The organism is Phytopseudomonas dryadis, from assembly GCF_004327355.1.
In the GTDB taxonomy this organism is placed as follows: domain Bacteria; phylum Pseudomonadota; class Gammaproteobacteria; order Pseudomonadales; family Pseudomonadaceae; genus Aquipseudomonas; species Aquipseudomonas dryadis.
Genome location: NZ_QJUM01000044.1, coordinates 21,052 through 27,362, shown reverse-complemented (window position 1 = coordinate 27,362; position 6,311 = coordinate 21,052). Strand labels below are relative to the sequence as shown.

The window sequence follows — 6,311 nt, the reverse complement described above, 5'->3', positions numbered from 1 at the left end:
CCCCGCGGCGAATAGCGGCCACGCCACGGATTCTGCGGGATGGCCGCCATCGCATCGCGCCGAGGTCGACGCTCCTACACGGTCGGTGGTTTGCCGCGATCCCGTGGGAGCCGCGCCCCCGCGGCGAATTGTGGCCATACCGCGATTTTGCGGCATGGCCGCCAGCGCATCGCGCCGAGGTCGACGCTCCTACCCGGACGGCGGTTTGCCGCTCTTCTGGGCTTCTGCAAAAACCTTATCTGCTCGGCATTGGCCTGAACCGTATGGCTGCGTCAGTGCGGCGAGCCGAACTGGGTCGCCAGGTCACGCAGGGCGACTTCGGCGGCCAGCACCTTGGCGAGCGCTTCCTCGGCCTTTTCCCGGCTGATGCCCAGGCTGTCCAGCAGGCTCTGCGGAATCTCGCGCTGTGGGCCCGAACCGATGCCGTGATTGCGCAACAGGCCGACCGCCAGATAGACCAGATTCGGATAGGCGGCATGATTGCCGGCGTAGCTCGGGTCGTGCTGGAAGCGCAGGGCGATGGCCAGCTCCTCGGGCATGTCCCAGTAACGCATCAGCCAGGAACCGATCTGCTCGCGGCTGATGCCCAGCAGGTGCTGTTCGATATAACTGTGTGAAAGGTGCGAGTTGACCTCCAGGTGCCGGCAGATCAGCGAGAAGTGCGGCGGGAACACGTGGGCCAGCACCAGATTGCCGAAGTTGTGCAGCAGGCCGGCGAGGTAGGTCAGCCCGGATTCCGGGCGTTGCGCGCGCGGCATGGCCCGGGTCAGCCCTTCGATCACCGCGGCGGTGTAGATCGCCTGCTGCCAGTAGGGCGTGCTCTGCTGGGGCTGATCCTTCGGCAGGCTCAGGGTCTTGCCCAGCGCCAGGCCGAGGGCCAGGTTGATCACCAGATCGAAACCCAGCACGCGCACGATGGCGTCCTCGACCGAACGGATCTTGCCGGGGGCGGCGTAGTAGGGCGAGGCCGCCCAGCTCACCACCTGGGCGGCCAGGGCCGGGTCGGTTTCGACCACGCCGGTGATGTCGTCCACCGTGGCATTCGGGTCGACCCGCAGCTTGATGATCTTCTGCGCCGTTTCCGCCAGCGGCGGAATCTCGATGGTTTCTTCCAGCCGCTGCTGGATACGCCGCGCGGTGAAGGCCTGCACCGCGTGGTCGATCTCGGCGCGGTCGTCGTCGGGACGGTTGAGGTTGGGCCTGACCTTGCTCAGCGGTTCGCCGAAGCGGGCGGCGCTGGCCTTGCTCAGCAGGCTCTTGAAGGTCTCGACGCTCAGTTCCAGCAGCACGCCGGGCTCGCCGGACTGGATGAACAGGCTGGGCACATCCAGCAACCGTTCGTCGTACAGGCAGGGCGAACTGGTCAGCGCCGGCAGGCCCGGCAGGACGCGCAACCGGTGCTTGCCGAGCATGCGCTCCAGCCGTTCCGGCTTCACCGCGGTGAGCTTGCGCCCGGTCAGTTCGGCCAGGCGGTTGAGGTCGAGCAACTGGCTCTGCGGGAAGAGCACCAGCAGCGCGCCGACCGCGTCGTCGAGCAGCACCGTCTGTACGCGCTGGGCGGCGGGCAGGCCGGGATGCTCGGCGCGCACCTGATAACTCAGGCCGAGCTTCTCGAGCAACTGGAGGATCACCGCCGGCGGTTGCGGTGAGGTGTCGGAGGCGATGGCAACTTCAGTCATGACGAGTTCCGGCGTAAATGGGGGCGCAGTTCCCCGAGTATAACCAGCAAGCTAACGATACGGCCCGTTGGCCGACCATCGTCCTGTGCACTGGCTCACACTTGCCCATATTGTTGACCGTGACGCAGCCAGCGTTCGAGCAGCGGGCTGACATGTTGCGGCCAGTGTTCCAGCAGCGCCTGGGCGGCATCGCGAACGGCCGGCAGCAGATCCGCATCACGCATCAGATCGGCTACCTTGAACTGCAGCAGCCCGGTTTGTCGAGTGCCGAGCATCTCGCCCGGGCCGCGCAACTCCAGATCCTTCTCGGCGATCACGAAGCCATCGCTGGTTTCGCGCATGATGCCCAGCCGTTCGCGGCCCAGCTGCGACAGGGGCGGATGATAGAGCAGCACGCAGTGACTGGCGGCGCTGCCGCGGCCGACCCGGCCGCGCAACTGATGCAACTGGGCCAGGCCCAGGCGCTCGGGGTTCTCGATGATCATCAGGCTGGCGTTGGGCACATCGACGCCCACCTCGATCACCGTGGTGGCCACCAGCAGCTGCAGCTCGCCCTGTTTGAAGCGCTCCATCACCGCGGCCTTTTCGGCGGCTTTCATGCGCCCGTGGATCAGGCCGACATGCAGGCCGCCCAGCGCGGCGGCGAGGTCTTCGTAGGTGGTTTCGGCGGCCTGGCAGGTCAGTTCCTCGGACTCTTCGATCAGGGTGCAGACCCAGTAGGCCTGGCGCCCTTCGGTGCACGCCGAACGTACCCGCTCCACCACTTCCAGGCGCCGGCTGTCGGCCACCAGCAGGGTGTTGACCGGGGTGCGTCCCGGCGGCAGCTCGTCGAGGATCGAGGTATCCAGGTCGGCGTAGGCGCTCATGGCCAGGGTGCGCGGAATGGGCGTGGCGGTCATGATCAACTGGTGCGGGCACAGCCGTCCGCCCACGCCTTTCTGGCGCAGGGCCAGGCGTTGCTGCACGCCGAAGCGGTGCTGCTCGTCGATGATCGCCAGGGCCAGGCGCGCAAAGCGCACGTCGTCCTGGAACAGGGCATGGGTGCCGACCACCATGGGCACGCCCGCGGCGATCTGCTCCAGCGCGGCGGCGCGGGCCTTGCCCTTGAGCTTGCCGGCCAGCCAGGCGACGTCGAGACCGAGGGGCTGCAGCCATTTGCTGAAGTTGAGAAAGTGCTGCTCGGCGAGAATCTCGGTCGGCGCCATCAGCGCCACCTGGTAGCCGGCCTCGATGGCCTGCAGGGCGGCGAAGGCCGCCACCACCGTCTTGCCGGCGCCGACGTCGCCCTGCACCAGGCGCAGCATCGGCTCGCTCTGGCTCAGGTCGTAGGCGATTTCCGCGCCGACCCGCTGTTGCGCGCCGGTGGGCTGGAAGCCCAGGTTGTTCAGGAACAGTTGCGGCAGGCGCCTGGCCTTGGGCAGGGGCGGCGCCTGCTGCGCGCGCACGCTTTCGCGCAGGCGCTGCAGGGACAGCTGATGGGTCAGCAGTTCCTCGAAGGCCAGGCGGTGTTGCGCCCAGTGGCGACCTTCGGCGAGCTCTTCCAGATCGGCGTCCGGCGGTGGCCGGTGCAGGTAACGAATGGCCTGATCCAGCGGGCGCAACTGGTAGTCACGGGCCAGTTCCTCGGGCAGCCAGTCCGGCAGGCTGCGCGGGCCGAGTCGGGCCAGGGCCTGTTCGCTGAGCTGGCGCAGGCGTTGCTGGGTCAGGCCCTCGGTGGTCGGGTAGATCGGCGTCAGCGTCTGTTCCACGGCGATCGGTTCGGCGCCGGACAAGGCGCGGTACTCGGGGTGGTAGATCTCCAGCCCCGAGGAGCCGGGGCGTACCTCGCCGTAGCAGCGCACCTGGGTACCGCGCTTGAGCCCTTCCTTCTGCGCATTGCTGAAGTGATAGAAACGCAGGCTCAGGGTGCCGCTGCCGTCCTGCAGGCGCACCAGCAGGCTGCGGCGCCGGCCCATGACCACATCGGCGCCGGCGACGATGCCCTCGACCACCGCATCCTGGCCCGGACGCAGGGCCCCGATGGGCACGATACGGGTGCGATCCTGGTAACGCAGGGGCAGGTGGAACAGCACGTCCTGCAGGGTTTCCAGGCCGACCTTGGCGAGCTTTTCGGCCAGCGCCGCGCCGACCCCCTTGAGTTCGGTGACCGGAACCGTGGACAGCTCGCTCATGATCGGGCCTCAGGCCGTATAGGTCTGGGGTTTGGCGACCGAGCACAGGCGGATCGAGTCGGCGAGCACTTCGATGGCCTTGGGCCGCGGGAAGCTGGCGCGCCAGGCGATGGCCACGGTGCGGAACGGTGCCGGAGCGCTGAGGGGACGCACTTCGATGACGCCCGGGGCATAGTGGTGACTGTCCACCGCCGAGAACGGCAGGATCGATACGCCGAGCCCGGAGGCGACCATATGGCGGATGGTTTCCAGCGAGCTGGATTCCACGGTGGTGTGCTTGGCACTGTCCTCGCCGCCCTTGCGCAGGGTCGGGCAGGCTTCCAGCACCTGGTCGCGGAAGCAGTGGCCTTCGCCGAGCAGCAGCAGGCTCTTGTCGTTGAGCAGCTTGGTGTCGATGGTCTTCATCGCCGTCCACGGATGATCCGCCGGCAGCAAGGCGTAGAAGGGCTCGTCATACAGCGGCTTGGTCAGCACGTCGGCTTCCTGGAAGGGCAGGGCGATGATGATCGCGTCCAGCTCGCCGGTGCGCAGCTTGTCGCGCAGCACGTGGGTGAAGTTTTCTTCGATGTACAGCGGCATCTGCGTGGCGACCCGGTGCAACTGCGGGATCAGGTGCGGGAACAGATAGGGGCCGACGGTATAGATGGCGCCGATCTTCAGCGGGGCGGCCAGCTGGTTCTTGCCGGCCTGGGCCAGCTCGCGGATACCCTGGGCCTGCTCGAGCACCTTCTGCGCCTGGGTGACGATGCCCTCACCGACCGGGGTCAGGCGCACCGCGCTCTTGCTGCGCTCGAAAATCAGCACGCCGAGTTCGTCTTCGAGCTTCTTCACGCCCACCGACAGGGTCGGCTGGCTGACATGGCAGCGCTCCGCGGCCCGGCCGAAATGTTGTTCCTGGGCGAGGGTCACGATATAGCGCAGTTCGGTTAGGGTCATAGTCTTAGTCCATTGAGATGCAGCCAAGCATAGCGGCTGTCTTCCCTGTAACCAACCATGGAAGCGACCTGACCAGGGGTTGCTTTGATGCTATGGGTTTCAGGCGGGGGTGTTGCAAGCCGCAAGGGCCCGCAAAACGACGGTTTGCCCTGGCCCTGTAGGCGCCGCGACCCCGCGGCGATTGGCGGCCGTGACACGATTTGTGCAATGGCCACGATCGCATCGCGCCGAGGTCGCGCCTACACGGGCGGCGGTTTGCCGCCCTTCCGTGGGCGCCCTCTGCTCCTGCAAGAACCTTATCTGCTTGGTCGTGGGCTTGTGCCTGAGCTTGCGGTCGCTGGCGGCGCAAACGCCGCCAGCTTCAGCGCTTGCGTTCCAGCGAGTAGATGAACGGGGCGACGATCTCGATGCTGCCGTCCTTGAGCATTTCCGCCGGCGGCACCGGCAGCGGCTGGGCGCGGCGGATCATCTGCAGCGTCGCCCGGTCCAGGGACGCGCTGCTGGATTTGCCGACCAGCGAATAGGACAGCACTTTGCCATTGGCATCGACCACGAAGCGCAGCCGATTGACCCCCTCGAGACCACGACGCCGGGCGTCTTCCGGATAGCGCTTGTACTTGGCCAGGTGGGTCAGCAGCTTGCTCTGCCAGGTGATTTCCGCCTGGCTGGGCGAGCTGACGGGCGCCTGCTGCGGGGCGGCCGGTTTGGCTTCGGCAGGCGCCTGCGGCGCTGGCGGCGCATCATCCGGCGGCTCGTCCTGGGGCTCCGGCGGCTTGGGCTCCGGTGGCTTGGGTTTCGGCGGTTTCGGCTTGGGCTTGGGTTTCGGCTTGGGCGGTGTCACCGCCAGCGTCGGTTTCGGCGCCTCGACCAGCTTGGGCTGCGGCTCCGGCTCTTCCGGAACCACTTCCGGCGGTGGTGGCGGCGCGGGCTTGGGCGCGGCCGGGGGAACCGGTTCCAGTTCGACGATCATGGCCGCTGGCGGCAGCTCCACCGGGATGGCCTGTGGGCGCCAGTACATGGCCCAGAGGAACAGGCCGACGTGCAGCCCGACCACGACGACCAGGCTGCCGAACCAGGAGAACGTACGGCTGGAGTTCTTCATTGCGCGCCGACCGTCTCCAGGCCCACCAGGCCTATTTTCAGGTAGCCGGTGCTGCGCAGGTTATCCATGACTTCCATCAGGTCGCCATATTCCACGCCCTTGTCGCCGCGCACGAAGATGGTCTTGTCCTTGTCGGTCTGCGTCAGTTTGTCCAGTTCCGCTCCCAGCTGGGCCGGCTGCACCTGGTCATTGTCCAGGTACAGGCTCTTGTCTTCCTTGATGGTCAGGTAGATCGGCTTGTCCGGGCGTGGCGCCGGTTTGGCGCTGGAGGCGGGCAGGTCGATCTTCACGTCGACCGTGGCCAGCGGTGCCGCGACCATGAAGATGATCAGCAGGACCAGCATGACGTCGATGAAGGGGGTGACGTTGATCTCGTGGCTTTCCTGGAGATCGTCCCCGTTTTCGTTCAGATGCAGACCCATG

Annotated in this window: 5 protein-coding genes; all 5 read right to left on the bottom strand. The window is 66.9% G+C overall.

Annotation, left to right across the window (positions count from 1 at the left end; all coding sequences use genetic code 11):
* Positions 1-272 precede the first annotated feature (272 nt).
* The 5 genes from DNK34_RS24255 to exbD all read right to left on the bottom strand — a co-directional run bounded on the left by DNK34_RS24255 (position 273) and on the right by exbD (position 6,310).
* Positions 273-1,679: an aminoacyl-tRNA deacylase and HDOD domain-containing protein gene (locus tag DNK34_RS24255; RefSeq protein WP_131175596.1), complete on the bottom strand. Its 1,407-nt coding sequence runs from the start codon at positions 1,677-1,679 to the stop codon at positions 273-275.
* A gap of 95 nt (positions 1,680-1,774) precedes the next feature.
* Positions 1,775-3,850 (bottom strand): ATP-dependent DNA helicase RecG, encoded by a 2,076-nt coding sequence (gene recG, locus DNK34_RS24250; protein ID WP_131175597.1) that lies wholly within the window; start codon positions 3,848-3,850, stop codon positions 1,775-1,777.
* Positions 3,851-3,859: 9 nt separating this feature from the next.
* Positions 3,860-4,786, bottom strand: a complete 927-nt coding sequence (locus DNK34_RS24245) for a hydrogen peroxide-inducible genes activator (protein WP_131175598.1) — start codon at positions 4,784-4,786, stop codon at positions 3,860-3,862.
* Positions 4,787-5,147: 361 nt separating this feature from the next.
* Positions 5,148-5,888 carry an energy transducer TonB gene (locus DNK34_RS24240; RefSeq protein ID WP_131175599.1) on the bottom strand — a complete coding sequence of 247 codons (741 nt, stop codon included), beginning with the start codon at positions 5,886-5,888 and terminating at the stop codon, positions 5,148-5,150.
* Positions 5,885-6,310 (bottom strand): TonB system transport protein ExbD, encoded by a 426-nt coding sequence (gene exbD, locus DNK34_RS24235; protein WP_131175600.1) that lies wholly within the window; start codon positions 6,308-6,310, stop codon positions 5,885-5,887. Before exbD ends, DNK34_RS24240 begins: the two co-directional genes overlap by 4 nt.
* Position 6,311 lies beyond the last annotated feature (1 nt).

Excerpts from the sequence above, each read along its gene's own strand:
- recG (WP_131175597.1), bottom strand. The coding sequence starts at position 3,850 with ATGAGCGAGCTGTCCACGGTTCCGGTCACCGAACTCAAGGGGGTCGGC.
- exbD (WP_131175600.1), bottom strand. The coding sequence starts at position 6,310 with ATGGGTCTGCATCTGAACGAAAACGGGGACGATCTCCAGGAAAGCCAC.
- DNK34_RS24240 (WP_131175599.1), bottom strand. The coding sequence starts at position 5,888 with ATGAAGAACTCCAGCCGTACGTTCTCCTGGTTCGGCAGCCTGGTCGTC.
- DNK34_RS24255 (WP_131175596.1), bottom strand. The coding sequence starts at position 1,679 with ATGACTGAAGTTGCCATCGCCTCCGACACCTCACCGCAACCGCCGGCG.
- DNK34_RS24245 (WP_131175598.1), bottom strand. The coding sequence starts at position 4,786 with ATGACCCTAACCGAACTGCGCTATATCGTGACCCTCGCCCAGGAACAA.